This is a genomic window from Pantoea allii (genome assembly GCF_046529425.1).
GTDB classification, from domain to species: Bacteria; Pseudomonadota; Gammaproteobacteria; order Enterobacterales; family Enterobacteriaceae; genus Pantoea; species Pantoea allii.
In genome coordinates this window covers 584,700-611,229 of sequence record NZ_CP125958.1, presented here as the reverse complement: position 1 = coordinate 611,229, position 26,530 = coordinate 584,700, and the positions used below count along the sequence as shown (strand labels likewise).

The following is a 26,530-nucleotide window of genomic DNA, read 5'->3' as shown; positions in this document are numbered from 1 at the left end:
AGAAGCATCAGACCGGGATATCAATCACCAGCGCGCGGGTCGGCGTTATTGCCGACAGCCACAGCTGCTGCTCTTCCTGCAAAAATGCGCCATCGCCGCAGCCCAACTGTTCATGATGCGCAGCACCCGCTGAGGCCTCTAACGCGCCGTGGATGGATTGCAGATAGGCGCGCGCGCCCTGAAGCGGCACCAGGTGTTGTTCCCCTGCTGCCAGCTCAAGCTGATGAATCCAGACCTGCTGTCGCAGCTGAAGGCTGTTGTCGCTGCCATCGGGGGAAGCCAGCAACTGTGAACGCGTTCCGCCAGACAGGGTGATTTTCTGCATACGCGGGTTTTCACGTTCCGGGCAGGCTGCCAGCCAGAGCTGCATGCGCGTTAACGGGCGATCTTTACTTGGGTTAAGTTCGCTATAGCTCACGCCAGGCTGCGCGGAGAGGAGCAGGGCCTCACCTTCCCTCACGGTGATGTGATTGCCTTCGCTGTCACGGTATTCCGCCTCTCCCTGCAAAACGATGTTCAGCACATCCACCTGTGGATAGGTGCGCGGCTGAAAAGCCGCGCCAGGTGCCAGAACTTCCTGATTTAAAACGCGTAAGGAGGCATAACCCATCAATTTGGGGTCGAAATAGTGGCCAAAAGAGAAACTGTAGCGCGCCTGTAACCAACCGTAATCGGCCTGACCACAAGCGGATGCACTGCGTGTCGTAATCATTCTTTACCTCCTGCATCCGTCGGCAAGGATCGACGACGGGTATGATTCCTTTATGGTAAAAGTCTGGACGCCGGATTGTTAGCCAGTTAATCTGCCCGGCATATTCAAATTTCCTGACAGAGAACCGGGATGGCTAAAGATCGTGCGTTAACCCTCGAAGCATTACGTGTCATGGATGCTATCGATCGCCGTGGCAGCTTTGCCGCCGCCGCCGATGAGTTAGGGCGCGTGCCCTCGGCGCTCAGCTACACCATGCAGAAACTGGAAGAAGAGCTGGATGTGGTCCTGTTTGACCGCTCAGGCCACCGTACCAAGTTCACCAATGTAGGAAGAATGCTGCTTGAGCGCGGTCGGGTTTTGCTGGAAGCCGCCGATAAACTCACTACCGATGCCGAGGCACTGGCGCGCGGCTGGGAAACCCAGCTGACCATCGTCACGGAAGCATTAATCCCCACCGATGCGCTGTTTCCGTTAGTCACTAAGCTGGCTGACAAGGCCAACACGCAGATTTCCATCATGACAGAAGTCCTGGCGGGGGCATGGGAAAGGCTGGAACAGGGGCGGGCCGATATCGTGATTGCACCGGATATGCATTTCCGCGCCTCTACCGAGATTAACACCCGCAAACTTTACAGCATCATCAGCGTTTACGTTGCCAGCCCGGACCATCCGATCCACGACGAACCTGAGCCGCTTTCAGAAGTCACGCGGGTGAAATATCGCGGTATTGCCGTGGCGGATACGGCCCGTGAGCGCCCGGTTCTGACCGTGCAACTGCTGGATAAGCAACAGCGCCTGACCGTCAGTACGATGGATGATAAACGTCGCGCGCTTCTGGCCGGTTTGGGCGTTGCAACGATGCCTTATAACATGGTGGAACAGGACATTGCAGAGGGACGCTTGCGGGTGGTCAGCCCGGAGTATTCCCGCGAGGTCGATATCATCATGGCATGGCGGCGTGACAGCATGGGGGAAGCAAAAGCCTGGTGCCTGCGCGAAATCCCCCGCCTGCTGGCAAAGAAAAATTAACCTGACGAGAACGATCCCCTGATGTTTACAGTCGACTCAGGCAGTCCAGCGCGACGGTTTTAAAACAGGCAAAGTCGCTGCTGTCACGTAAACGCGTCATGGCCCGCTCGCGCATAAACGTCACAAACAGGTCGTAGATAGCCATCGCTTCTTCATACTCGTTTTTGCTGATCGCCAGCAGGAATATCACGTAAGCCGTATCGTCTCCCCAGGGAATACCTTGCGGGGCCAGAACGGTATAGACGACCGTTTTTTTCGCCATCAGGCCCAGCGAGTGCGGTAGCGCAATGCCCTCACCCAACATGGTGCTGACGATGGCTTCACGCTCCTCGACGGAGGCATAAAACGCGTCGTCCACCACGCCTTCCGCTTCCAGCTGATGGCACAATAACCGGAACAGCGCAGACTGAGTCATCGGCTCGTCGATAATCCTGAAATGACGGGCATCAAAAAATTTCTCCAACATATAGGGTCGGGTGCGATCGACCAGCACCAGCTTACCTATCTGCTCCAGCTGAAATTCCGTGGGGAAAGGTGCCACCACGACAACCGGTTTCTCTTTTTCACTCAGCCGCGTGGTGGAAATCACAAAATCTTCTTCGATGCGCTGACGGGCTTCATATTCACGCTGCGACAGGCACTGAGTGACCTGTAACTGCGGATAGTTACGCATCAGCATGGCTTCTATCATGCGGAGCGTTGAGTTGCCGCTGTCGCACACCAGCAGTACCTGAGGGCGACGCTGATAGCCCACATCATAATGGCGCTCCAGCCCGACGCCGATGTGGAGCACCAGAAAGCCAATTTCATTTTCGCTGATGGTATAGGGCGAATATTTGCCCCAGCTGGACACCGCCGCCAGGGTCACGTCATAGGCCATCGGATAATGCTGTTTGATGTTGCTTAACAGCGGATTGGGGATATGGATCTGGTAACGCACCCGCGTGATCATGGTTTTAATGTGGGTCAGCAGATCGGCCCGTAGCTGTGGATCGTTCTGGAGATTGTAATAGTAATGGGTGTTAATAAAACTGAGCAGGTAATCAACCAGCGCATCCGCATCGTCCGCATTAATGGCGCTGGGGGCAATGTCCTGAATACGTCGGGCGGCGATATTTACCCGCAGCCAGCTCTCTTCCGCCGGAGAAATGGGTTTTGCGATGAGCGGCCGCAGCGCATGAATCAGGGTTTGCGCCGACTCGCGCACGTCATCACCGATCTCTTCCGCCTGGGGATCGCTCAATGGGTAGCCTTCATTGATACGACGTATCGCCACCGCGCAGTAAAAGCGCAAATAGCGCTCGCCTTCATCGCTAAGGCGGATATTGTGCTGGGTAAAGCTGCTTTGCAGCAGCGGCTGCAGAGTGTCCAGCAGGCCGTTTTCCAGCGATTCCGGCACAATCAATGGGCTGTCCGGCTGCTCTTGCTCGATCTGAATCAGCAGATCGGTTAAGCAAGTACGAATCGCCACTTCACTGCCAAACAGTTTCATGCCGTGATGGGGTTTACTTTCGATGCTCAACTGATAACGCCCGAGCCAGTCGCGCACGTCAGCCATATCATTTTGCAGCGTGGCACGGCTGACAAACCACTCCTCCGCCAGGTTTTCCAGCTTCAACGAATAAGCAGCGGTCAGAAAGCGCACCAGCAGGTAGCGGATTCGGTCGTGTGAAGTACGCGGCACCCGCAGCGGTGCGCGCGTTTGCTGTTGCAGCACGTTAAAACGCTGCACATCGCTAATTTTAAGCTGGTAACCCGCCCCGCGATTCAACACAAACTGCGCGCCATGCTCCTGTAGCAAGGCGTTAAGCGCGGTGATATCCGTTCGTACGGTGCGCGTTGATACAGCGAAGCGCCGCGCCAGTTCATCCTGGGGCAGCGTTTCGTTTTTCAACGCGTCAAACAGTTGCGCAAGGCGCTGATTAGGAAATCTCACGTTGGGTTACCTGCTGCAGCCATTAACAAGGACGAGGTAAACGCCAGACTGCCAAAAACAGACGGCAGCGTTATCATGCCTGTGCGCCGTCATCACGTCCATGAAGCGGCGCACAGGCCTGGACTCAGTCCAGCAGACCTTTACAGATGGCCAGTAGCTGACGCACGTCTTCTACGCGGGTTTCACCACTGGCGGTGTCGATGATCGAACTGTAAACATGGGGAATGACTTTGCTTACGCCAGCATCCAGGGCAATGCGCAGGATCGGCCCGACGTTTTGCAGATCAATCCCGCCCGTGGGTTCCAGCCAAAAATCCTGCTTCGCACAGGCTTCGGCGACAGCGCGGAACTCCTCTGCCGTCGCCAGCCCGCCCATCGGGAAGTACTTCACGGAACTGCCGCCCATGTCTTTCAGGAGCGCAATCGCGGTATCGACCGGCACAATGCCGTCGCTGGCCTGTGAGCTGAGCGGCCCGGTGGAAATCTTCACTTTACCCGGCGTTCCGGTGGGCGAAATCAGCCCGTTGACCACCGTTTGTGACTGACCGAGCAGCGCACGACTGGTGCCCACGCCGGTGAACACCTGATTGACGTGCTGCGGCTGCAGCACCGCTGCAATCTCACTCACCCTTTGCGACATACGAGGATCGCCCGCCCCCAGACCGATGGACAGCGCGTTATCAATCAGCGCGGCGTATTCGCGCATATCCGCAATAGCGGCGTCGTTGCTGGTGTAATTTTTCGATAATACGCCAACCAGGACGTGCCCTTCTGCGGCCTGCCAGATAGCGCGAGCATTCTCTTTTGAGCCCGCCAGCACGTTAAGGCACAGGCGGTCCTGATAAAAATTTGGGGTGAGCGTCATGCTATTTTTCTCCTGTTAACAGCGCCTGAATGCGGGTGAAAATAATATGCAGCTGGTCAGCACTGACGCTGCGCACGTCGGCCTCAATAATGCCTTCGTTGGCCTTGTAGCCACGGAAGTAAATGGCGATATCGCCGTTTTTCAGGGCCTGCACCAGGTCACCGGTTTGGTGCCCGATCGCGCGTTCATCAAAGTGAATTTCTGCACGGGCAATGTCACGTCCGGCGGCATCCCACACAACGCGGGCGCTCACGCCGTTCAGCCCGTTGAGGTTGTTGATAAAAGGCGTCATTTTTTCCACCATCTGCGCGCCGGTGGTTTTTGGCTGGGTCAGGTAGGACTCAATCGCCTGCGTCAGTCCCAGAATGCCCTCTTTACCGACTTTCATGGTGCGACCAATGCCGTTGCTCTGGCGCTTCACCCACTCAACAAGCTGATGCTTCCCGATAACCAGGCCGCTGGTAGGGCCTTCGATGGCTTTGGCTCCGCTGTAGATGACCAGGTCGGCACCCGCCTGGTAATAACACTGCAGATCTTCTTCTGCGGCGGCATCCACGATAAGCGGCACGCCATGCTTACGTGCCACCTCTGCCGCCTGCGCGACGCTCAGGTGGCTCTTTTGCACGCAGTGATGCGACTTCACATAGAGAATGGCCGCCGTCTGGGCGGTGATCGCGGCGGCAAGCTGCTGTGGAGAGCACTCATTACTGTAGCCGGCCTCCACAACCCGACCGCCGCCCAGCGCGATCATGCTGCCGACAGGCGCGCCGTAATTCACGTTATGGCCTTTCGGCACCACGATGTCATGCGCTACGGTTAGCGGTGCCGTGTGCAGGTTATCCAACAGCCAGTCATCGTCTTTTACAATCACCGCCGCCACGCTCTGGGCGATGCCCGCTGAGGCACAGGATACCACCAGCGCATTTTCTACCTGCAGCAGCCTGGCAATGTAAGCGCCGGTCTTATCGACCAGATCCTTGACTTCAAAATAGTGCTCCAGGCCGTACTCAACCGTCTCAACCACGTCGCGGGCCGGTGTGGACACGCCAAGGATGGTCATGCGCCCAGAGGCATTAATGACCTGCTTCAGGCCATATTTCTCATACAGTGAAGACATTGTGTTTTTTCCCTTCTTCCGTCATCCAGCACTCACCAGCGACGATCGCCGCCAGTGGAATAAGTTGGCGATCGCCCTGTTCGGCCAGTCCTTCCGCATCCACAAATGACACGGGTTCCTGCGCCACGCTGAACAGGGTAAAGTCGGCGTCATAGCCGGGTTGGATACTGCCTTTGCTGTGTAATCTCAGCCCGCTGGCCGCCTGGTGAGTTACGCAGGCAATAATCTGCGGCAGCGTCATCCCCACATTGAAAAATTTCGACATCACGTGCGCCAGGGTATAAACCGGCCCGTTCAGGCGATTGCGGCAGTAGATATCCGAACTGATGCTGTGCGGCAGAATGCCCTGCGCTATCGCCGCGCGTGCCACCTCAAAGCTGAAGCTGGCACTGCCATGGCCGACATCAAGGCGCACGTCCCGCGCCAGCGCACTTTTCACCGCCGCACGGAGCTGCCCGTCGGGCGTCAGAATGCGGTTCGGCTTGCCGTGGTAACAATGGGTGATGATGTCACCGGAGGTCAGTAACGCGGCGATTTCATCCAGGTTCGGGGGAGTGTTACCAATGTGTACCATCAGGGGCAGGTTGCCATTTTCCTGCTGAATCGCCTTTGCCAGCACCAGCGGCGTGATGCCGTTTTCGCCCACCACACTGCTGCTCATTCGGGCTTTGAACCCCAGAATAAAGTCAGGATGACGCCGCACCGCATCGGCTATCGCCGGGCGATCAATCTGCGTCATATCCGCCAGTTCATTTTGGGTAACAATGCCGGTGCGGGCGATGTTCAGCAGAGCGTAAACCTGGGTGGTGGCCGCCCGCGTGATCTGCCAGAAATCATCGATGTCGTCTGCCCCTGTACTGCCGGCATCCACAACGCAGGTTACACCGCACGCCACACCGACGTGGTCAGGGTGATCGTGATAGATCGGCGAGTTGGCGTAGCAGTGCACATGCGAATCGATCCAGCCAGCGCTAAGATAACAGTCCGCCGCCAGCGTTTTTTCCACTGTTGCCCTGCCGCTCACCTCGCCTGCGGCGGCAATTTTACCGTCGCGTATGGCGATATCGATCAGACTGTCATCCGGCAAACGTGCCCGACGCAGAATCAGATCGTACATAGAAACCTCCTTTGGCTCGCCCGATCGGCCTGAACCGATCGGGCATCGCCGCGATCAGATCGCGACCGGAAAAATCGCTCCCAGGATCATCGCGCCGAGGATCGCCCCGCCGGTGATCGGTTTATTCCACAGATAGAACACCAGCGCACCCAGCAGTGAACCGAGGCCAATCGGGATCGAGGCACCAATGGCAGCCAGAATAATCAGCGGCCCCAGAAAGCGTCCTGATGCATTGCCCGCGCCCATCATCACGTCCGCACCATAGGTACTGTTGCTTTGATTAATGGTGAATTTACGCGCCAGAATGATGACGTAGCCTATCGCCACACCAATAACCAGACCGGTGACCAGCGAAGCCGCAAAATTCGCAACCGGGAAGACAAAACCCGCACCCAGCAGCAGCGCGGGCACGCCCAGCCCGACGCCGGTCTGAATTGCCCCACCGATATCCAGAATCCCGACCAGCGATCCTTCTATGATGCGGGCGAACAAAAAGCTGGCACCGAAAGCGGCAACCGCACCATAAACCCCCGTATCAATGCCCGCGCGTAACATAGAGACGAAAGCCACCTCGTTGAAAGCCCCGATGCCGTACAGGTAGTACATATGGGTGCCGGCAAACACGCCGGAGGAGAGCAAACCGACAAAAATCGGGAACGACCAGTCGGCATACCAGAAACCTTTGTTTGATTCTTCCATTGCAGATGCTCCGTTATTTGCCGCTCAGGCTGTTATGAATACTGTCGAGCCAGCCAGGAATGCCAAGCTGGAAGGATTGCAGCATCTTCATATCGAAACCGCGGAAGAAGGCGCTGAGAACAAACAAGGCGACGATGGCGCTCATCATGACTTTGGTCACTTTGTTCCAGCCGCTCTCTTCAACCCCTTTACCAATCAAAATGCCCAGCACCAGGCCCGGTACGGCATTGCCCATAATCAGCTGTGCCAGACCGCCAAAGATGGTGGCCCAGAAGCCCGATTTTTTACCGGCATCAATCGCTGCCAGCCAGAAGATCACCGGCATAACCGTGTTAACCAGCAGATTGGCGGCGGGCACCAGGACCTTCACCGCCGTGACCTGCAGGGCCGCTGGCACAGCAGAGGCGGTCGAGTTAAGAAAAGCGACCACCACCATGCCGATAATGCCGCAGGCGATAGCCATCTTTTTAGGATCGTGCAGCGTTTGCGCGACATTGCGGTTTTTGACCATGATTGCCGCCGCGCCCCAGTTGGGAATGATGCGGTGATCCACATCCTGGGTGAACGCGCCAGCCGCCACAGAGGAAGCCCAGGCATTAAAGAAGAACCCCAACCCAAAAGAGAAGTGAGAGGCAGGATCGCCTTCACAGGAGTTGAGTTCACCCAGTGTGCGAAATGCGCCCATACCTTGTGTCGTCGGCGCATGGAACATGCGGGCGGCACCTGCACCCACACCGACGCCCACAAGGCCGCCGATAATTAACGACTTGAGCAAAATGATGAGAAACATCCTCTTTCCTTATATAAGTTGTTTGAGGCGAGGTTTACACGCGGGTGAAGTCGACTTTGTCACCGTCCAGGCAGGTCACATTGATGGTGACCTCCAGGTCGACGCTGAAGTGCCTGCGCTCACGTGCCAGGAAAAAGAAAAGGAATTTTTCAGTTGTGACGCGTTCCAGCGCACGCACCACCTTTACGTCCTGCGGTTCAATGCGCAGCAGAATCTTATTGGCGTTGCGCAGGACTTCGTGCTGTACCCGGCTAAGCGCATCTGCAAAGGCTTTCGCTTTGGTATCGCCCTTACCGCTTACGGCAACCGAGGTTGTAAAGGTCTCTTTCATTCCTTATCCACCGTGTTTTTTGCGCCAGGCCTGAACCAGACGTTCACCCAGCTCTTCTTTGTCCATAAAGCCAAAGCCCAGCACGTTGGCCCCTTCATTAATGGCGGTCACGCCTTCGTCAACGGAGCGCATGCCGTGCTTGGCCTTATAGCCATATTTGTTTTGCGCCGTAATCGCACCTGCACCGCCGCTGCCGCAAAAGGAGATACCAAAATCCGCCGCCTCTGCTTTCATGACATCGCCCAGCTTCATGTCCGCCGCGACGCCCGGCACGACAACCGCACGGCCACCCGCTTTCTCTACGCCAGCCGCGACTTTCTGCCCTTTACCTAAACGATCGCCAATCACTACGGTTACCATATGTCTGTTCCTCTCATGGTTGGAAAATTAGTCGTTCTTCGCTACTTCAAAGTGGACGGAGAGCAGCCAGGCTTCTTCTGGTGGTAAATTGCCAAACAGATCCACCACCTGCTGCGCCAGCGCCATCGACTCCCTGGAGATTTCGTCAAACAGGTCAGCCTCAACCTCTGGCAAACTTTCCCCGGTCACGGATCGCAATGCCATGGCCCGCACATGCGAAGCCAGCATCTGGATCTGCACGGCATTCGGCTGGATGGATCGCTCAGCAAAAAGCGCCCCAATCTGCGACATCACGCGATCCGCCAGGGCCTGAATAGTTTGCTGTTCGTCTTGTGACGCATTCATCGCTACCGCTCCATTACACATACTCATCGTCTGCTTACCGTTACGCGTTTAGCGCGATCCCAAACTAACCAGCGACGGGACGGCTGTGGAGAAGGACTTTTTCCGTTTCAAAGTGGAAATCCTGCACCCGTGAGCGATCGGTAGCGCAAACTTCAGCTATCGCCTGGCCGGAATGATTTTTTTGTTAACAGAAACAGAGAGTTAATAATCGGATGTAAAACGGGCAAGACGGCACGGGAGGGATAAGCGGAAATTTGGGTTGCTGGTCAGCCGTCACAAAACCAACAAACAGCAACCCTGAGGATCGGGTTAACAGAGAAACTTATGACGCCGCGTTCGAGGGTTTTGTTAATCGCTTCACGCCGGGGTTGTCGACAGCAGGCTGGAGACGATGCTTTTTACGTCGGCCAATGGCGGCCACGATCAGGGCGAAACGGGCTTCATTGAGCCTGTAGCAGAACCCCATGATCAGCGCCGCGACAATCGCCAGCGTGCAGGGCCAGATAAAGATCAACTGCCTTAACCCCGCCAGCGTAGCGCTACTTTGTACGGTGTTCGGCACGTAGCCTATCTGCGTCAGCATCAGGCCAGGCAAAAAACCCGCCAGCGCGGCAGAAATTTTACGAAAGAAGGTGTAGCCGGTGTAACAGGCACCTTCTGCCCGAATACCGGTTTTCCACTCGCCGTATTCTACGGTATCCGGTACCAGCGCCCAGTTAAGGCTGTTAACGAACGCCGTGCCGAAAAATGCCACGCAGGAGAACATGACGAACAGCAGAGAGCTGTTCCCCCAGAGAAAGTTACACAGATCGCCCACGGCCCACAGGAGTAACCCACCCAGGTAGACCTGTTTTTTACCGAACTGTTTTACCGCTGTGGGCACCAGCAGCACCCCGACCAGGATACAGCCCATACTGAAAAAGCCCATCCAGGCGAGCAGATGCACATCATTCAGGACGTACTGGGTGTAATACACCTGGATGGCCAGTTTGATGTTAAACGCCGCCAGGGTACACAGGTTCGCCAGGCACAGGACGCGTAACGGTGGATTGTGAAAGATAGCGCGAAATGCCGTTGCTACGCCGGGTTTATGATGGGCTGGCGTGACCTCCACATAGCGCTCTTTGACGCCGCGGTAACAACAGGCCATGCACAGCATTCCGCAGGTCACAAAGAGCGCGGCAGCCACCTGATAGCCCAACGCGCTTTTGCCGACAAACAGCGACTGGATTGGCATAAAGCATACGGTACACACCAGCAATCCCAACGTTGCCCCACCTTGTCGCCAGGCGGCAAGATGAGCGCGCTCCGTGGGATTTTTGGTGATAGCCGGCACCATGGCCCCATACGAACAGTTCATCAGGCTGTAAAACAGGCCGAACATCATAAACAGCGCCGTCGCAATCGTGGTCTTTACCGACAGGCTAAAGTCGTTAGCAACAAACTGTGCCGCCGCCACCAGCGCTACCGGCAGTGAGAAACAGAGAATAAACGGCCTGAATTTGCCCCTGGTGCCAATATGGCGGCGTGAATCCAGCACAATGCCGGTGAACATATCCGTGACGGCGGTGAAGAATTTAGCCACCAGGAAAATCACGCCGCCGTACCAGGCTGGCATGCCCAGCTCATCGGTGTAGAACTTGAGTAAATAAAGCGTCCCAATAGTCAGCATCAGGTTGGAGCCAAAATCACCGAGGCCGTAAGCAAACTTCTCGCGCAGAGGGAGTTTCAGCGTGAGGGGATCGGAGCCTGTATTCATAAGTGATCCTTTTAGCGCCGCGACCGGCGCAGTCACAGAGCCAAATCAGCGCTGACGTTTACGGGCATCAATCTCTTCAATGATACGGACGTACATTTTTTCATTGAGGTTGTAGAAGCAGCCCATTGCCACAATCGTGGTGACCGCCAGCGCGCCGGGATAAATAAACATCAGCTGCTTTAAGCCCTCGACAGTGGCAGCAGACTGAATGACGTTGGGGACATAGCCGATTTGCGTCAGCATCCAGCCGGGGAAGAAGCCAGCCAGCGCCTGGGATACCTTACGGAAGAAGGTAAAGCCGGTATAAACCGTGCCTTCAGAACGGACGCCCGTCCGCCATTCGCCGTACTCTACGGTATCGGACACCAGCGCCCAGTTGAGGCTGTTCACAAAGGCAGAGCCAAAAAAAGCCAGGCAGGACCAGGCGACAAAACTGACCGAACCGCCACCGATAAAATAGTTGAGCAGGTCACCGACAACCCAAATCACTAATCCACCGATATACACTTTTTTCTTGCCAAAGCGCCGCACCGCGCCCGGCATCATGAACACGCCGATAAAAATGCATCCCATGCTGAAAAACCCCATCCAGGAAAGCAGAACGGGATCGTTGAGGACGTACTGGGTGTAGTACACCTGAATCGCCAGCTTGACGTTAAACGCCCCCAGCGTGCAGAGGTTGGCAATGCACAAGATAAACAGCGGCCGGTTACCGGCTATCGCCCGAAAAGAGGCTAACAGGCCAGGCTTTTGGGTCGGGTTGGCTGGCGCACTGTCGACATAGCGTTCTTTTACGCCCGCGTAGCACCACCACATGAAAAACAGCCCAAACGCCGAAAACAGCGTGGCGGCTACGATGTAGCCCAGCTGCGCATTCCCTTCAATCAGGTTCATCACCGGGACAAAACCCACCGTACAGATCAGCAGGCCCAGCGTTGCGCCGCCCTGTCGCCAGGCGGCCAGCGAGGCCCGTTCGTTAGGGTTTTTCGTCATGGCCGGCACCATCGCCCCGTAGGAGCAGTTCATCATGCTGAAGAACAGGCCGTAGAGCATAAAGAGCACGGTTGCCACTATCGTTTTGCCGGTCATGTCGAACGGCGTTCCAACAAAATTGGCGATAGCCAACAGGGTCACCGGAAACGCGGCATACAGCACAAAGGGGCGGAACTTGCCTTTCGGGCCAATCCTGCGCCGCGAATCCAGCATGATGCCGGTGCCCATATCGGTAAAGGCAGTAAAAAACTTGGCAACCAGAAAGATGATTCCGCCGTAGGTGCCCGGCAGTTCCAGCACGTCGGTATAAAACTTCAGTAGGTAGAGCGTACCGATATCTAACAAAATGTTTGAACCCAGATCGCCCATGCCATAGGCGACTTTCTCTTTAAAGGGCAAACGTAATGTTGCCGGTTCATTGCCGGAAGGAAGGGGTTGCTGGCTCATGAGTTATCTCCGCAGCCCCACTAAACACATCAGTGAGGCTGCTTTTTTCAGGATGGGTTAGACGGGTTCTGCTGCGCAATGTCAGCCCGGATAGCCGCCACTTTTTTGCCAAACAGCAGCTGCATCACGGCCAGCAAGCCAAACGACGGCACCAGCACCCACCATGCAGGGATAGCCAGCGCGCCCTTAATCAGCATGGAGCCGGAGGCAATCAGCAGGAGAAACACCATCAGGCGGAAAGCACTGACGGAGATGCGCTGGTGCACGTACTGGCCCACTAACGATCCCAGGATCATGGTGGGAATGCAGAACATCACCAGCTTGATTGTTGAGATTGTTAACATGCCGCTGGTGGTCAGGCCGCCAATAATGGCGATGTTATTCGCGGTGAAAAACGCATTGAGCGTGCCGCGAAAAGCCGCCGGTGCCAGATTCCTTAACATGCCGTAGATCACCACCGGTGGGCCGTTGGTGGCAAAAGCCGATCCCAGCGCCCCGGCAATCACGCCCGTTGGCACCACAATCCAGTTTTTGTCATACACAGGCAGACGAGGAATAAACAGGCTGTAGAACGAATACAGAATCAGGAAGGTGCCCAGTCCGGTTTTCATGATGTAATCCGGGAAATTGGACAGCGCGTAGATCCCCAACGGGATACCGGCAAACGAGAACAGGATCAGCACCAGGGCTGACTTCCAGTTGGTTTCTTTGCGCGACAGCCAGGCGGCATACAGCGCGGTTGCCGTGCCCACGATGACCGACATCGGGGCCGCCATTTTGACCGGCAGCAGTAAGGTTACCAGCGGCATGGTAACCAGCGCGCCGCCAAACCCCGCACAGATGCCGATAAAGGTGTACAGGAACATAATGGCAATAATGATCCAGACCACATCGGTGGTGATTTCCAGCCCTTCCGGTGTAAACAGAGTAAAGAAATCCATAATCTTTTCTCCCGCTACTGTGGCAACGTTTAGCTGCCTGTTAACCCTAATGAAGCAAACAATGGCTGCCATTCGCTGTCGGCACGATAAAACACCGGCGGTTTGCCCAGCGGGGCGGCGACGGTGATATCACCGCCGTTAACGCTTTCACCGGTCCACATGTTGACCCAGTGGTCTTCGGGCAGGTAGAGCGACCAGTCGCGGCGGCCTTCTTCATAGACCGGCGCAACCAGCAGGTCACGCCCCAACAGATATTGGTATTTCAGCGCATAGGTGCGGGCATCCGCTTCATAGTGCAGAAATAACGGACGCATAACGGGCAACCCGGCGCGGGCGTTCTGCGCGACAGCCTGTTTGAGATAGGGTTTTAACGTGGTGAAGATCGTGGACATGCGGGCAAAGTGGGCAATGGTTTCTTCATCGCTATCGAACTGCCAGTTATCACCGGGACGGTTCCCTTCATGGGTACGCATCATCGGGGTAAAGGTATTGAAGTCACACCAGCGAAGCAGGAGTTCTTTACTGCGTTGCATCCCATACAGCGTGGTGTAGCCACCGATGTCGCTGTGATGCAAACCGTGACCACTCATCGCCAGTGACAAGGCGGCGGGCACTACCGAGGCCAGGCCATCGTCCAGGCTCCAGTCCACATTTTGATCACCGGCCCACATCATCACGGAGTACTTCTGGCTGCCGGTATAACCCGCGCGCATAAAGAACAGAACGTCACCGAGTTTGCCGGTTTCTTCCAGCGCCTCATAGTTGCACTTCGCCCATAGCGCCGGCCAGGCGTTATGCATAATTTCGGCACTGACGCCGTTGTGCAGGTGGGTGTCCGTCGGCAGGTACTCGCCAAAATCCGCCATCCAGCCGCGGCAGCCCAGGGCAATCAAATTGTCTTTGATCACGCCTTTGAACCACTGATATGCCTCCGGATTAGTGAGATCGACCACGCCCGCATAAAACTCGCCAAATTCAACGTGGTAATCCTGCCCTGCCGCATCTTTGGTCAGATAACCCTTGCGGGCGGCTTCTTCGCACAGACTGCGGTCGCTGGCCACATAAGGATTGATATACGACAGGAACTGTACGCCTTCCGCTTTCCACTGCTGAATACGCGTGTCCAGATGGGGATAACGCGCGCTGTCCCACTGCCAGTTCCACATCACGCGCTTGCCGAAGGAGGTCATTCGGATGCCGGACCAGTCCTGCGCCCAGATACCGTTCACTTTCACGCCCGCCTGCCGCATTCTGTCGAGCTTCTGCTGGCATACCTCGGTGCCACCCTGAATACCCAGCGTGATGCCATCGTAAACCCAGTCAGGCAGTTCCGGCTGACGACCCAACAGGGCACTCATTTTTTCCAGCAGAGCAATATAAGTGTCAGCGCACTCAAAACGTAATGTGGCGTTATTTTCCCAGAAAGCCAGTTCGTGGTAATCCGCGGCACTGAAGTCAAAATTCATGTAGCCGCTGTTATCCACGTGGCAGTAGAACTTCTGGCTGCTGACAAACGTCGGCTGCGGGAAGAAGGTCCAGTAGTAATCCCCCCCGGCATTCTCGGCACAGTCAGCCTGCCAGGTCACCGCGCTTTTTTTATTGCGCCCGACGCCCTGTTCGCTGGTCCAGAGTGGGAAAGGTTTACCACGCAGATCAAAACAGGAGAATTGCTCGCCACAGCCGTAGATGTGATCGTCTGCCTGCGCTGACAACCTCAGCCAGATACGATTAAGCCCGCCAGAATCATTTGTCAGCGCAAGCTGAAGGCGGCCTTTTTCATCCGTGCCAATCGTCAGCGTGGCACTGAACACCTCGCCGCGTGAGAAGCGTACCGTCCAGCCGGTGTCCTGGGTGGTAATCACCGCCTCTGTGAGCGCCAGCTTTTCATTCAGCCGGTCTTTGATGCTGAAATTGCCGCGAAACATATCGATATCGGCCTTGCCGTTGCCAATCCACAGACAGGGTTTTTCCTTGCTGTGGCTCATAATCTGTCGGTTTTGATAAGTCAGTGAAAAGCCGTCACCGGCGGCAGTAAGCGTTACGCCTGCCGTCTCAGGATGTTGTAAGTGCATTCTGACCTCTGTGTTGTAGGATAAAGAAGGTAAGGTTTGGCGTTATTTGAGCCGATCACAGCCAATCGTGAACGTCATGTGATGGCGCGCCTGCGGCGCAAGAAAAATCACATCAATGCCAGAGTTGAACGCATCAGGTGGACAACTCATCGGTTCAGCGGCCAGGCCAGTGCGGCCAAGTTTTTCGCCGCTGTAAATTTGCAGCCAGGGTTGATGGCTGCGTAAGAAAACCGAAAGTGATTGGTGTGGGCTGGTTAATCGCACCGCCCATTCGCGTCCGGCCGTACGGGTGTTCACACTGCAGTCGATCTGCGTCGATGCCAGCCGACGCGGGGTAAGAAAATCCCCTTCAGCAATCGCCGCGGGCAGCGTAAGCAGGCAGTCATCGACCTGGGTCATGTTGCAGGTCAGATAAGGATGCGAGCCGACACCGTAAGGCGCGGGTTGATTGCCCACATTCTGGCTGCTGAGGGTGACCTGTAGGCCCTGCGTGGCATCGAGTCGGTAAGTGGCCTGCGACAGCAATGCAAATGGGTAGCCGTAACTGGGCGGCAGAAATACCGTTAAGGTCGCCTCGCTGTCTGTCTGTTTGGTAATCTGCCAGTCACGCCAGGCCAGCAAGCCGTGAATGGCGGTGCCCCCTTCGTGGTCGTTGATTGGGAGCTGAAGCAGATTGCCGTTATGACGCCAGGTTCCCTTCGCGATGCGATTGGGCCAGGGAATAAGCACTTTGCCCATATGCGCCAGTGGCATGATTTCAGGCGGATGTGGGAGCACCAGGTGGTGGTCAGCGTGCCTCAATTCAGCCAGGCCGGCACCCACGGTAACGATTTTTGCCTGATAGTCTCCGGCACGAAGAACAAGGGTTTGTCCGCTGCTGTGCATAGCTGGTACTCCCGTTTTTAGGTTTTTTAGGGATTATTTCGCGTTACAGTCCAGTAAGCCTGCCGCCACAGCCGGTGCCAGACCCGGAGCCAGTGGAAGGCGCGGGATCACCAGGCAATGCAACAGGTGATAGATATCCTGTTTGCCGTCCCACACTTTGGTGGTCACCTTGTTTTCGCAATCCAGCTCTTGCCACCATGAGCCGTTCTCGAAATCCATCATGTAGGTGATGCAGTAATCCCACCATTTCTGGTACCAGGCTTCGTATTGCGCTTCACCCGTGACGGTATATAAGGCGTAAGCCGTGCCCATTGCCTCGACCACGGGCCAGCGCACTCTTTCACTCACCACCGGCTTGCCGTCCCAGTCCACGGTGTAAACAAAGCCGTCTGCACCATCCGGCGCCCAGGCGTCGCGAATGGTGGCGTGGAATAAGCCTTTCGCATCTTCAATAAGCCAGGCCGGGGGCGTTTCGAAGCGCGCCTCCAGCGCAGCATGCAGATGCAGCATCAGGCGTCCCCACTCAATCCAGTGTCCCGGCGTACCGCCGTAAGCCCGGAAGCGGTGAGCCGGATTCTCTTTGTTGTAATCGCGCAGGGGATTCCAGTCAGTATCAAAGTGCTCATTGACCCGGTACTCACCGTTGCGCGCGACGTCGTGAATAATCACCGAGGTGACACGCAGGGCGCGGTCCAGCCATTTCTTATCGTGCGTGACGTCATAGACAATCAGGAAGGCTTCCACGGCGTGCATATTGGCGTTGCCGCCACGGTAGTCTTCTGTTTTGCTGAAGGCTTCATCCCAGGACTCCAGGCACATCTGCTCGTCTTCACTCCAGAAGTACCGCTCGATCACGTCGATAGCGTCATTCAGCAACTGACGGGCAGCAGGATGCCCCGTCGTGACCGCGCTGGCCGCGCCCAGTAGCACGAAAAAGTGCTGATAACCCTGCTTGGAGGCATCGACAACACCTTCATCGTTTACGCAGGCGTACCAGCCGCCGTACTTTTTATCGCGCAGCGCGCCATTCAGGGCGTTAATACCGTGTTCGACCAGTGAGTAAGCCCCCGGGCGGCCCATTGAGGCGGCCACGGCATAGACATGCAGCATGCGTGCGGTAATCCACAGGTGCGTACCCATATCAGGTTTTACCTGGCCGGTATTTCCCAGCCAGCCAAATCCAGTGGGTACCGCTGCGTTTTTACCAAAATCGAGAATTCGGTCCGTTTCCTGTTCGAGCCAGCGGTTGTGGCTCAATGTGTTAAACCATTTCATGTGCTTTTGCCCTCTTAACGTTTAGCCATCATTTCATCTACGATCTCGCCCAGCCGTTGCAGCCTGGGGACGGAGACATCCCGTAACATCAGGTCGGTGTCAGGTAATCCGATGACGGAAGACCAGACGGCACGCCCGGCCAGGAAGCCCGATGCGCCCGCCTGCATGGCCACCCGGACGGCGCGCGGGAACAATTTTTCATCAATGCCCGACGAGAGGATGACCCACGGCATGGCGATCCGATCGTTGAGCTTTTGCGCTGCCGCCAGCAGATCAGACTGTGTGCCTTTGCCAAACAGCGGCATTTCCACCTTGTAGAGATCCGCTCCGCTGTTGCCTAATTCTGTGGCGGCATCGAGGATCGCCTGCTCGCGATCAAAGCGATCGCCACGACGCGGCGGCCTCACCACCGGTTCGATAATGCTGAGCAGTCCATGGCTGTGGCAGCGCGCGTTGAAGGCCTTAACCATGTCAAGACGCTGCTGCGGATCTTCATCACTGCGCCACAGCACCAGCAGCTTGAGCGCCTTCGCGCCGTCACGCTTTACCGCCGCCGGATCGACGTTTTTATCGATCACCACGCTGTCTACCGGGATGCCATTGCCTGGAATAAATTCATCTGCCGCGACGATCAGGCCGCAGCCGGGGGCAACCGCTTGCCGTTCGACGATTTGCTGAAAACAAAACTGTTGATCGACCAGGATCGCCGAGGCATAGGGCGATAAAACAGTGGCGGCATTGACTTTAAACTCGGTCAGCACGCGATCGCTGACCGGAAGTGACGCGCCAGCGGCGGCGAACATCAAACGCATCGCCTCACGCTGATCGACTGCGAGCATGGCGAAACCACCTGAAGGTCGGGTGATATCGTTAAGGGTGTAATGAGTCATGCTTCTTTCCTCTGAGTAAGCGTCACAATGTGTTGGAAGTGGTGAGGCCCGCGCTGGCGCGAACATGTTCGAGAATGGCGGTCCAGTCCTCGCGTCCGCGTCCGGCAGCGCGGGCCTGGTTGTAAACTTCACGTGAGGCCGCGCCAAGCGGCATCGGTACATGCAGCTGGTTGGCGACATCCAGCGCAATCCCTAAGTCCTTGTGGGCCAGATCGATCATAAAGGCCGGTGAACAATCCCCTTTCAGGACCTTGTTGGGCCAGGTCGTGGTGAAATGCCCTTTGCCCGCAGGCGTGCCGTTCATCACCTGCAGCGCGACGTCAAACGACAGTCCTAACCCTTCACATAGCACCGCCGCTTCCGCAGAAAGCGCATTCAGCGCGATGCTCATGTAGTTGTTGATCAGCTTGACGCGAATCCCCATGCCAGGCCCGCCGGCGGGGATCAGCGCATCACCCATCGCCATTAACACCGGCCTTGCCCGCTCAATCTGTTGTGGCGTGCCGCCCGCCAGCAGCAGCAGCGTTCCGGCTATTGCGTGGTCAGATGTGCGCCCCACGGGCACATCCATCATGCTGAAACCGCGAGCGGTCATTTCGCCGATCAGCTGATCGGTTTGCAGCGGATGGATCGTCGACATATCAATCACCAGCGCATTGGGTGACAGCGTGGTGCAAATCCCCTGGTCGCCAAACAGCACATCACGCACTAAGTCGCCGTTGGGCAGCATGGTGATCGCAAACTCGGCGCCTGTTGCCGCCTCGGCTGCGGAGACGGCCGCCCGGGCACCCTTGTCGGCCAGCCGCGCGACCGCCTGACGATCCACATCAAAGACGTTGAGCTGATGGCCTTGCTTAAGCAGATTGCTTGCCATCGGCCCGCCCATTTGCCCCAACCCAATAAAAGCAATTACCGACATAGCGCTCTCCCAAACCCTGTGATTGTCATATTTTGTCATCATGGATGATATTTACTGTCTGTTTTCGATCATATTTGTAATTTATGGTCAAAAAATTGACAGGTGTCACTTTTAAAACATTTGATGAAATTAAAATGACAGCACTGAAAAAAAGGGAGGAAGGGTCATGACACGTATTGCTTGTGTAGGGATCGCCGTATTAGATCGCATTTGGTATCTGGATACGTTGCCGCATCAGGGCGGAAAATATGTGGCAAACAACTATCGGGAAGTGGGCGGCGGTCCGGCGGCAACCGCGGCGGTTGCTGCCGCAAAGCTGGGCGCAGAGGTGGATTTTATTGGTCGCGTGGGTGACGACGACACCGGTAAAAGGCTGCTGTCTGAATTAAATCAGTACGGCGTAAACACCCGCTATACAAAGATTTATGAAGCCGCCCGCTCTTCGCAATCCGCGATTCTTGTGGATGCCGAAGGGGAACGCATGATTGCCAACTACCCTAGCCCGGACTTACCGGAATGCGCAGACTGGTTAACAAAAATCGACTTTTCTCAATGGGATGCCGTGCTGGCAGATGTTCGCTGGCATCAGGGCGCAAAGCGCGCATTTATCCTGGCACGTCAACAGGGCATCCCAACGATTCTGGATGGGGATGTCACCCCGCAGGACATAGGTGAGCTGGTGGCGTTAAGCGATCATGCGGCATTTTCAGCTCCTGGTCTGCAACGTCTTACCGGTCTGGAGGGAGAAAAGGCGGCGTTGAAAAAAGCACAACTGCTCACAAATGGTCATGTCTATGTGACGCAGGGCGTGCAGGGCTGTGTCTGGCTGGAAGCTGGCACGCTGCAGCATCAGCCGGCTTTCGAGGTGAAGGTGGTCGATACCACCGGCGCGGGTGATGTCTTTCATGGCGCGCTGGCCTTCAGGCTGGCACAGAACGGCGCAGTCGCCGAGGCGGTACGTTTTGCCAGCGCGGTGGCCGCACTAAAATGTACCCGGCCGGGCGGACGCGCGGGGATTCCGGATTATGATCAGACCTGTTCTTTTATGTCAGTTAATGTATAAACTGTGAGCCATGGTGGTATTTAGAGAACAACCCATGATCCTTACGGACGTAACCGGTAATCCCCGCCACGATCGTTTACTCAGGCTGATCGCCGAACGTGGCTACATGAATATTGATGAACTTGCCTTACTGCTGGACGTTTCCACACAAACGGTACGCCGTGATATTCGCAAGCTTAGCGATCAGGGATTAATCACGCGCCATCACGGTGGCGCAGGGCGTGCATCCAGCGTAGTGAATACCGCTTTTGAACAGCGGGAAGTCTCGCAGACGGAAGAAAAACGCGCCATTGCTGACGCGATTGCGGACTATATTCCTGATGGCTCAACGGTATTTATCACCATTGGCACCACGGTTGAACACGTCGCCCGGGCGCTGTTGAACCACAAGCATCTGCGCATCATTACCAACAGCCTGCGGGTTGCCCATATTCTGTATAAATGCCCGCAGTTTGAAGTCATGGTGCCGGGCGGCACGCTGCGCCCGCACAACGGTGGCATTATCGGCCCGGTCACCACCGCTTTTGTCGCCGGTTTTCGCGCGGATTATCTGGTCACCAGCATGGGCGCGATTGAAAGTGATGGTGCGCTACTGGAATTTGATGTCAATGAAGCCTGTGTGGCGCAAACCATGATGACGCACGCGCGACATATTTTGTTAGCGGCAGACCACACCAAGTTTCAGGCCTCGGCAGCAGTAGAAATGGGCAGCATAAAGCAGGCGACCGCGCTGTTTACGGATAAACTGCCCGCAGCGGCCCTGCAAAATTTACTGAAAGCCCATCAGGTGGAAATCATCCAGGCTACGCCAGGCGGCGATGAGGATGCCTGAATAACTAACCCCGGCCGCGCCGGGGTTATCAACATTGTTAGCGGAACTTCTTGTGGTTTTCGTTACGGATCGCAGCCAGTTTTTGCGCTTCTGCTTTGGCTTCATCCAGTTTGCCCTGCTTCGCCAGTGCATCGGCTTTATCAATCTGGGCAATCAGGTCATCCATGCCTTTATGGAAGTCTTTCATTTCCGGGCTGTCAGGTGCTTTGCCTTCCAGTTTATCCGGGGTGCCTTTTTTGGCATCCTCGGCTTTGGCACGCAAATCACTCAACATTTTGTGCAGCTGATCGGCGCTTTTCGCCCCGTCCAGTGACTTGTAGATACCCGACATATCTTTCATATCGTGCTCAAGAGAGGCAGCACCGGCGGTAACGCTAACGGATAAGACGGCTACAGCGAACAACGACATAAGCTCTTTACGCATGCTCAGCTTCCTTTTTATTGTGGGAATGCTTTTTATAAAAAACGGAGGGTCGATGCCCTCCGCTTGCTATCGCATAAACAACTTAAAAGAGATTTTACTGTCCGGCAATATACATTTCGGGGAGTAAGACCGAGCCGCACTGAATATTGCTGCGGGTTTCGATGTCATCGCCCACGGTGACGATGTTTCGCCACATGTCGCCTAAGTTGCCAGCAATGGTAATTTCGCTTACCGGATACTGGATTTCACCGTTTTCAACCCAGAAGCCCGCCGCGCCGCGTGAATAGTCACCGGTGATCGCGCTGACGCCCTGTCCCATCAACTCGGTCACCACCAGGCCGGTTCCCATCTGCTTCAGCAGATCGTTGAAGCTGTGTCCCTGACCGGCGATGCGCCAGTTGTGAATACCGCCCGCGTGACCGGTGCTGGTTAAGCCCAGCTTGCGCGCTGAATAGCTGGTCAGCAACCAGGTCTGCAGCACGCCATCTTTGATGATGTCGCGAGCCTCAGTACGCACGCCTTCGCTGTCAAACGGCGTCGATGCTAATCCTTTTAACAGGTGTGGCTGCTCCTGGATGGTGAGCCATTCCGGCAGAATCTGTTTGCCCATGGCATCCAGCAAAAAGGTGGATTTGCGATAAACGCTGCTGCCGCTGATGGCACCGACCAGATGCCCAAACAGGCCGGTCGCCACTTCGGGTGCAAAGATCACCGGCGCTTTCATGGTGTCGAGCTTACGTGGCGCAAGGCGCGACAGCGTCCGACGCGCGCATTCCGCACCAACCCAGTCAGGGCTTTTTAAATCTTCGATGGCACGACCAATGGTGTAAGCATAGTCACGCTCCATATTGCCGTTCTGCTCAGCAATCACGCAGCTGGACAGCGAATGGCGGCTGGAGCAGTAGCTCTGTAACATGCCATGGCTGTTGCCGAACACTTTGATACCGACGTGACTGTTAAAGCTGCCGCCTTCGGTATTGGTGATGCGCTTGTCTGCCTGCAACGCCGCCTGCTCTGCCTGCGCCGCCAGTTTGATGGCATAATCGGCATCGATCTCCCACGGATGATAGAGGTCAAGATCCGGAGCCTGATAGGCCAGCAACTCGGCATCCGCCGGTCCGGCAAAGGGATCGGGAGACGTGTAACGTGCGATATCAATCGCCGCCTGCACGGTCCGTTTAATCGCATCCGGGCTAAGATCGGTCGATGAAGCACTGCCTTTACGGTTTTGATGATAAACGGTGATGCCCAGTGCGCCGTCACTGTTGAATTCGACGTTTTCTACTTCGCCGTAGCGGGTGCTCACACCGATACCGGTGGTCTTGCTCACCGCGACTTCCGCGCCATCTGTACTTGCTTTTGCCAGTTCAAGCGCCTGTGCAATTGCCTGTTCCAGTGCTTTTCGCTGTTCTGCAACTTGAGTTGATACGTTCATCGACCTGCCGTCTAATCTTATGGTTGAATAATTTGAGTCTATCAGAGTCAGAGAACAATTTCGCAGTCACCCGATAAACTGGTAGGATTAGCCTCTTTTTTTTGGAGCCAGATATGACAAAGCAGCCTGATGAGTGGCTCGACGATGTACCCGATAATCACGAAGAAGACGAAGAAGAGATTATTTGGGTTAGTAAGAGCGAAATAAAACGCGATGCGGAAGAGCTAAAACGCCTGGGTGCCGAACTGGTCGACCTGGGTAAAAACTCGCTGGATAAAATCCCGCTGGATGAGCGTTTACGTAACGAGATTGAACTGGCACAGCGCATTAAGAAAGAAGGCCGCCGCCGTCAGTTACAGCTCATCGGTAAGCTGTTGCGCAGTATAGATGTTGAGCCAATCCGCATTGCGCTCGACAAACTCAAGAACCGCCATAATCAGCAGGTCGCCCTGTTTCACAAACTGGAAATGCTGCGCGATCGCCTGATTGATGAAGGTGATGAGGCGATGACAGACGTGATTGCCCTTTATCCGCAGGCGGACCGCCAGCAGCTACGTAGTATGATTCGTAATGCGCAGAAGGAAAAAGCGGGCAACAAGCCGCCGAAATCCGCCCGTCAGATTTTTCAGTACCTGCGTGAGTTAGCAGAAACCGTCTGACCTTTCCTGATATTTGCGGCTGAGCAACGCCCAGCCGCAGGGTTTTCTTCTCCCATCAGAGGGAGAGGAAATGATCCGCTAGCGATTAGCGATCCAGACGATCCAGCAGCTTTTGATGAATCCCACCAAAGCCCCCGTTGCTCATGACCAGCACAGAATCCCCCGGCTGAGCCGTTTTTGCGATCATCTCAACCAGCGTATCAATATCCGCGCTACAGTGAGCAGGCTGCATGCAGGCATCTGCAACATCCGCCACCTGCCACGGAATATGTCCCGGCTGGAACAGGAACACTTCGTCGGCGCGTGCCAGTGATGGCGCAAGCTCGTTTTTATTCACGCCCATTTTCATGGTGTTTGAACGCGGTTCCAGTACCGCCAGAATACGCGCGGTACCGCCCACTTTACTGCGCAGTGCGCTGAGCGTGGCAAGAATCGCGGTAGGATGGTGGGCAAAGTCATCATAAATTTTGATGCCGTTTACCTCACCGCGCAGTTCAAGGCGACGACGGGCATTGATAAAGCTGCCCAGCGCCTGGCTGGCGTCTTCCGGCTTCACGCCGACGTGGCGCGCTGCCGCAATGGCCATCAGGCCATTGTGCATGTTGTGCTCGCCCACCAGCGCCCAGTTCACTTCGCCAACGTTCTCGCCATCAAGCAGAACTTCCCAGCGTGATGCATCCGGGGTCAGTTTTTTCGCCTGCCAGTGACCGCCATCGCCGACGTGTTCCTGTTCACTCCAGCAGCCCATTGCCATCACCTGTTTCAGATTAGGATCGTGCTCTGGCAGCAGGATCTTGCCCTGGCCTGGTACAATGCGCACCAGATGATGGAACTGTTTCTGGATCGCCCGCAGATCGTCAAAAATATCGGCATGATCGAATTCCAGGTTATTCAGGATCAGCGTGCGGGGGCAGTAATGGACGAATTTGGAACGCTTATCAAAAAACGCGCAGTCGTATTCATCCGCCTCAATCACAAAGAATGGGCTTTTTCCTAATTTTGCAGAAACATCGAAGTTGCCGGGCACACCACCAATAATAAAGCCAGGTTCCAGGCCACAGGCCTCAAGAATCCACGCTGCCATGCCTGCCGTAGTGGTTTTACCGTGGGTACCCGCCACGGCCAGCACCCAACGGTCGCGCAGCACAAAATCGTGCAGCCACTGTGGGCCTGAGAGGTAAGGAATATTACGTTCCAGCACCGCTTCCACACAGGGATTCCCGCGCGTCATGGCGTTGCCGATAATGACCAGGTCCGGTACAGGATCAAGCTGACTTGCGTCGTAACCCTCTGTTAATGCTATACCTTGCTGCTCAAGTAAGGTGCTCATCGGTGGATAGACGTTGGCATCTGAGCCTGTCACCTGATGGCCAAGCGAGCGGGCCAGCATGGCCAGTCCGCCCATAAAAGTGCCACATATCCCAAGGATGTGAATGCGCATAACGAAGTCCATAACTCAAAAGTTCGGCGCACAGTGTAACCTTGCTTGCACACGGAAGAAACGGATTAGGACTATGGTTTTTAAAGTTCAATCGGCTAAACTGCGTACGCATCCACGGGCAGTTAAGTATGCCGCTGCCACTCCATCGATGATTCAGGGAATGTGTTATGAAAACGTTGGGCGAATTTATCGTCGAGAAGCAACACGACTTTCCGCACGCCACAGGTGAACTGACGGCGCTTATCTCAGCCATTAAGCTGGGCGCTAAAATTATTCACCGTGATATTAACAAAGCCGGTCTGGTCGATATTCTTGGTGCCAGCGGCGTTGAGAATATTCAGGGTGAGCAGCAGATGAAACTGGATCTGTTCGCCAATGAAAAACTCAAAGCAGCACTGAAAGCACGTGGCATCGTTGCCGGTATCGCCTCTGAAGAAGAAGATGAGTTTGTGATCTTTGAAGGCGAAGAAAACGGTAAATACGTCGTCTTGATGGACCCGCTTGATGGGTCGTCGAACATCGATGTTAACGTCTCCGTCGGCACCATTTTCTCTATCTATCGTCGCGTTAGCGAACCGGGTACGCCGGTTGTCGAAGCCGACTTTATGCAGCCGGGTAATAAGCAGGTTGCCGCCGGTTACGTGGTTTACGGCTCATCCACCATGATGGTGTACACCACCGGTTGTGGCGTACACGCGTTTACTTACGATCCGTCTTTGGGTGTGTTCTGCCTGAGCCATGAACGTATGACCTATCCGGACGTGGGTTATACCTACTCCATTAACGAAGGTAACTACATTCGTTTCCCGCAGGGCGTGAAAAAATACCTGAAATTCTGTCAGGAAGAGGACGTGGCGACTCATCGTCCTTACACCTCACGTTATATCGGTTCTCTGGTGGCGGATTTTCACCGCAACCTGCTGAAGGGCGGCATCTATCTCTATCCAAGCACTGCCAGCCATCCTAAGGGTAAACTGCGCCTGCTGTATGAGTGCAACCCAATGGCATTCCTGGCTGAGCAGGCTGGCGGTAAAGCCAGCGATGGTCAAAACCGTATTCTGGATATTCCACCGGTCACATTGCACCAGCGTTGTCCGTTCTACTGTGGCAACACCGCCATGGTAGAGGACGTGGAGCGTTTCCTGGGTGAGTTCCCCGATTGCCGTCAGGGCTAAAAACGAAGGGCGCGATATT

General features: G+C 55.6%; 26 protein-coding genes. 5 read left to right on the top strand and 21 right to left on the bottom strand.

Annotation, left to right across the window (positions count from 1 at the left end; translation table 11 throughout):
* Positions 1 to 7: 7 nt before the first annotated feature.
* Complete coding sequence (locus QNH99_RS02930; RefSeq protein ID WP_096011228.1) at positions 8 to 712, bottom strand: pirin family protein; 705 nt, start codon at positions 710 to 712, stop codon at positions 8 to 10.
* A 129-nt stretch (positions 713 to 841) separates the two neighbouring features.
* Between QNH99_RS02930 and QNH99_RS02925 the strand changes: the two genes are divergently transcribed.
* Positions 842 to 1,741: a LysR family transcriptional regulator gene (locus tag QNH99_RS02925; RefSeq protein ID WP_063877367.1), complete on the top strand. Its 900-nt coding sequence runs from the start codon at positions 842 to 844 to the stop codon at positions 1,739 to 1,741.
* Between the two features lie 25 nt (positions 1,742 to 1,766).
* Here QNH99_RS02925 and QNH99_RS02920 read toward each other — a convergent pair whose 3' ends face one another.
* The 17 genes from QNH99_RS02920 to yihU all read right to left on the bottom strand — a co-directional run bounded on the left by QNH99_RS02920 (position 1,767) and on the right by yihU (position 19,482).
* Positions 1,767 to 3,677, bottom strand: a complete 1,911-nt coding sequence (locus tag QNH99_RS02920) for a BglG family transcription antiterminator (protein WP_063877368.1) — start codon at positions 3,675 to 3,677, stop codon at positions 1,767 to 1,769.
* A gap of 124 nt (positions 3,678 to 3,801) precedes the next feature.
* Positions 3,802 to 4,542 carry a 2-dehydro-3-deoxy-phosphogluconate aldolase gene (dagF, locus tag QNH99_RS02915; RefSeq protein ID WP_283355858.1) on the bottom strand — a complete coding sequence of 247 codons (741 nt, stop codon included), beginning with the start codon at positions 4,540 to 4,542 and terminating at the stop codon, positions 3,802 to 3,804.
* Position 4,543: 1 nt separating this feature from the next.
* Positions 4,544 to 5,659 (bottom strand): DgaE family pyridoxal phosphate-dependent ammonia lyase, encoded by a 1,116-nt coding sequence (locus QNH99_RS02910; RefSeq protein ID WP_063877370.1) that lies wholly within the window; start codon positions 5,657 to 5,659, stop codon positions 4,544 to 4,546.
* Positions 5,643 to 6,776, bottom strand: coding sequence for an amidohydrolase/deacetylase family metallohydrolase (locus QNH99_RS02905; protein WP_283355857.1), 1,134 nt, complete (start codon positions 6,774 to 6,776; stop codon positions 5,643 to 5,645). The genes QNH99_RS02910 and QNH99_RS02905 overlap by 17 nt, the downstream gene beginning before the upstream one ends.
* Before the next feature lie 54 nt (positions 6,777 to 6,830).
* Positions 6,831 to 7,475 (bottom strand): DUF4310 family protein, encoded by a 645-nt coding sequence (locus tag QNH99_RS02900; RefSeq protein WP_259019039.1) that lies wholly within the window; start codon positions 7,473 to 7,475, stop codon positions 6,831 to 6,833.
* 13 nt (positions 7,476 to 7,488) lie between these two features.
* Complete coding sequence (locus QNH99_RS02895) at positions 7,489 to 8,265, bottom strand: DUF4311 domain-containing protein (protein WP_063877373.1); 777 nt, start codon at positions 8,263 to 8,265, stop codon at positions 7,489 to 7,491.
* Between the two features lie 34 nt (positions 8,266 to 8,299).
* On the bottom strand, positions 8,300 to 8,596 hold the full coding sequence (locus QNH99_RS02890) for a DUF4312 family protein (RefSeq protein WP_063877374.1): 297 nt from the start codon (positions 8,594 to 8,596) through the stop codon (positions 8,300 to 8,302).
* A 3-nt stretch (positions 8,597 to 8,599) separates the two neighbouring features.
* Entirely contained in the window at positions 8,600 to 8,956 is a 357-nt protein-coding gene (locus QNH99_RS02885; protein WP_063877375.1) for an SFCGS family glycine-rich protein, read from the bottom strand.
* A 27-nt stretch (positions 8,957 to 8,983) separates the two neighbouring features.
* Positions 8,984 to 9,328, bottom strand: a complete 345-nt coding sequence (locus tag QNH99_RS02880; protein WP_370513243.1) for a glycine dehydrogenase — start codon at positions 9,326 to 9,328, stop codon at positions 8,984 to 8,986.
* A 295-nt stretch (positions 9,329 to 9,623) separates the two neighbouring features.
* Positions 9,624 to 11,060, bottom strand: a complete 1,437-nt coding sequence (locus QNH99_RS02875; RefSeq protein ID WP_410517265.1) for an MFS transporter — start codon at positions 11,058 to 11,060, stop codon at positions 9,624 to 9,626.
* 45 nt (positions 11,061 to 11,105) lie between these two features.
* Positions 11,106 to 12,500 (bottom strand): MFS transporter, encoded by a 1,395-nt coding sequence (locus QNH99_RS02870; RefSeq protein WP_096011230.1) that lies wholly within the window; start codon positions 12,498 to 12,500, stop codon positions 11,106 to 11,108.
* Positions 12,501 to 12,547: 47 nt separating this feature from the next.
* Positions 12,548 to 13,441 carry a sulfite exporter TauE/SafE family protein gene (locus QNH99_RS02865; RefSeq protein WP_096011231.1) on the bottom strand — a complete coding sequence of 298 codons (894 nt, stop codon included), beginning with the start codon at positions 13,439 to 13,441 and terminating at the stop codon, positions 12,548 to 12,550.
* A 29-nt stretch (positions 13,442 to 13,470) separates the two neighbouring features.
* Positions 13,471 to 15,513, bottom strand: coding sequence for an alpha-glucosidase (locus tag QNH99_RS02860; protein WP_283355855.1), 2,043 nt, complete (start codon positions 15,511 to 15,513; stop codon positions 13,471 to 13,473).
* Positions 15,514 to 15,555: 42 nt separating this feature from the next.
* A complete protein-coding gene (locus tag QNH99_RS02855) occupies positions 15,556 to 16,398 on the bottom strand; it encodes an aldose-1-epimerase (protein WP_410517264.1) in 843 nt (280 codons plus the stop codon).
* 33 nt (positions 16,399 to 16,431) lie between these two features.
* The gene (yihS, locus tag QNH99_RS02850; RefSeq protein WP_063877382.1) at positions 16,432 to 17,673 is read right to left on the bottom strand and encodes a sulfoquinovose isomerase; all 1,242 of its coding nucleotides are present in this window, start codon (positions 17,671 to 17,673) and stop codon (positions 16,432 to 16,434) included.
* Between the two features lie 14 nt (positions 17,674 to 17,687).
* Entirely contained in the window at positions 17,688 to 18,563 is an 876-nt protein-coding gene (gene yihT, locus QNH99_RS02845) for a sulfofructosephosphate aldolase (RefSeq protein WP_241568260.1), read from the bottom strand.
* 22 nt (positions 18,564 to 18,585) lie between these two features.
* A complete protein-coding gene (yihU, locus tag QNH99_RS02840; protein WP_063877384.1) occupies positions 18,586 to 19,482 on the bottom strand; it encodes a sulfolactaldehyde 3-reductase in 897 nt (298 codons plus the stop codon).
* Positions 19,483 to 19,648: 166 nt separating this feature from the next.
* On the opposite strand from yihU, the gene QNH99_RS02835 reads away from it, so the two are divergent.
* Both QNH99_RS02835 and QNH99_RS02830 read left to right on the top strand, forming a co-directional pair.
* Entirely contained in the window at positions 19,649 to 20,545 is an 897-nt protein-coding gene (locus QNH99_RS02835) for a sugar kinase (protein WP_283355853.1), read from the top strand.
* Positions 20,546 to 20,579: 34 nt separating this feature from the next.
* Entirely contained in the window at positions 20,580 to 21,377 is a 798-nt protein-coding gene (locus QNH99_RS02830) for a DeoR/GlpR family DNA-binding transcription regulator (protein WP_063877386.1), read from the top strand.
* Between the two features lie 37 nt (positions 21,378 to 21,414).
* Here the strand turns inward: QNH99_RS02830 and cybC are convergent, their stop codons facing one another.
* Together cybC and pmbA are read right to left on the bottom strand one after the other, a co-directional pair.
* Positions 21,415 to 21,801 carry a cytochrome b562 gene (gene cybC / locus QNH99_RS02825; protein WP_063877387.1) on the bottom strand — a complete coding sequence of 129 codons (387 nt, stop codon included), beginning with the start codon at positions 21,799 to 21,801 and terminating at the stop codon, positions 21,415 to 21,417.
* 94 nt (positions 21,802 to 21,895) lie between these two features.
* The gene (pmbA, locus tag QNH99_RS02820) at positions 21,896 to 23,236 is read right to left on the bottom strand and encodes a metalloprotease PmbA (RefSeq protein ID WP_096011237.1); all 1,341 of its coding nucleotides are present in this window, start codon (positions 23,234 to 23,236) and stop codon (positions 21,896 to 21,898) included.
* 113 nt (positions 23,237 to 23,349) lie between these two features.
* On the opposite strand from pmbA, the gene yjgA reads away from it, so the two are divergent.
* Positions 23,350 to 23,895 (top strand): ribosome biogenesis factor YjgA, encoded by a 546-nt coding sequence (gene yjgA / locus QNH99_RS02815; protein WP_063877389.1) that lies wholly within the window; start codon positions 23,350 to 23,352, stop codon positions 23,893 to 23,895.
* An 85-nt stretch (positions 23,896 to 23,980) separates the two neighbouring features.
* Here the strand turns inward: yjgA and mpl are convergent, their stop codons facing one another.
* On the bottom strand, positions 23,981 to 25,336 hold the full coding sequence (gene mpl, locus QNH99_RS02810) for a UDP-N-acetylmuramate:L-alanyl-gamma-D-glutamyl-meso-diaminopimelate ligase (protein ID WP_063877390.1): 1,356 nt from the start codon (positions 25,334 to 25,336) through the stop codon (positions 23,981 to 23,983).
* A gap of 167 nt (positions 25,337 to 25,503) precedes the next feature.
* Between mpl and fbp the strand changes: the two genes are divergently transcribed.
* Entirely contained in the window at positions 25,504 to 26,511 is a 1,008-nt protein-coding gene (gene fbp / locus QNH99_RS02805) for a class 1 fructose-bisphosphatase (protein ID WP_063877391.1), read from the top strand.
* Positions 26,512 to 26,530: the final 19 nt, after the last annotated feature.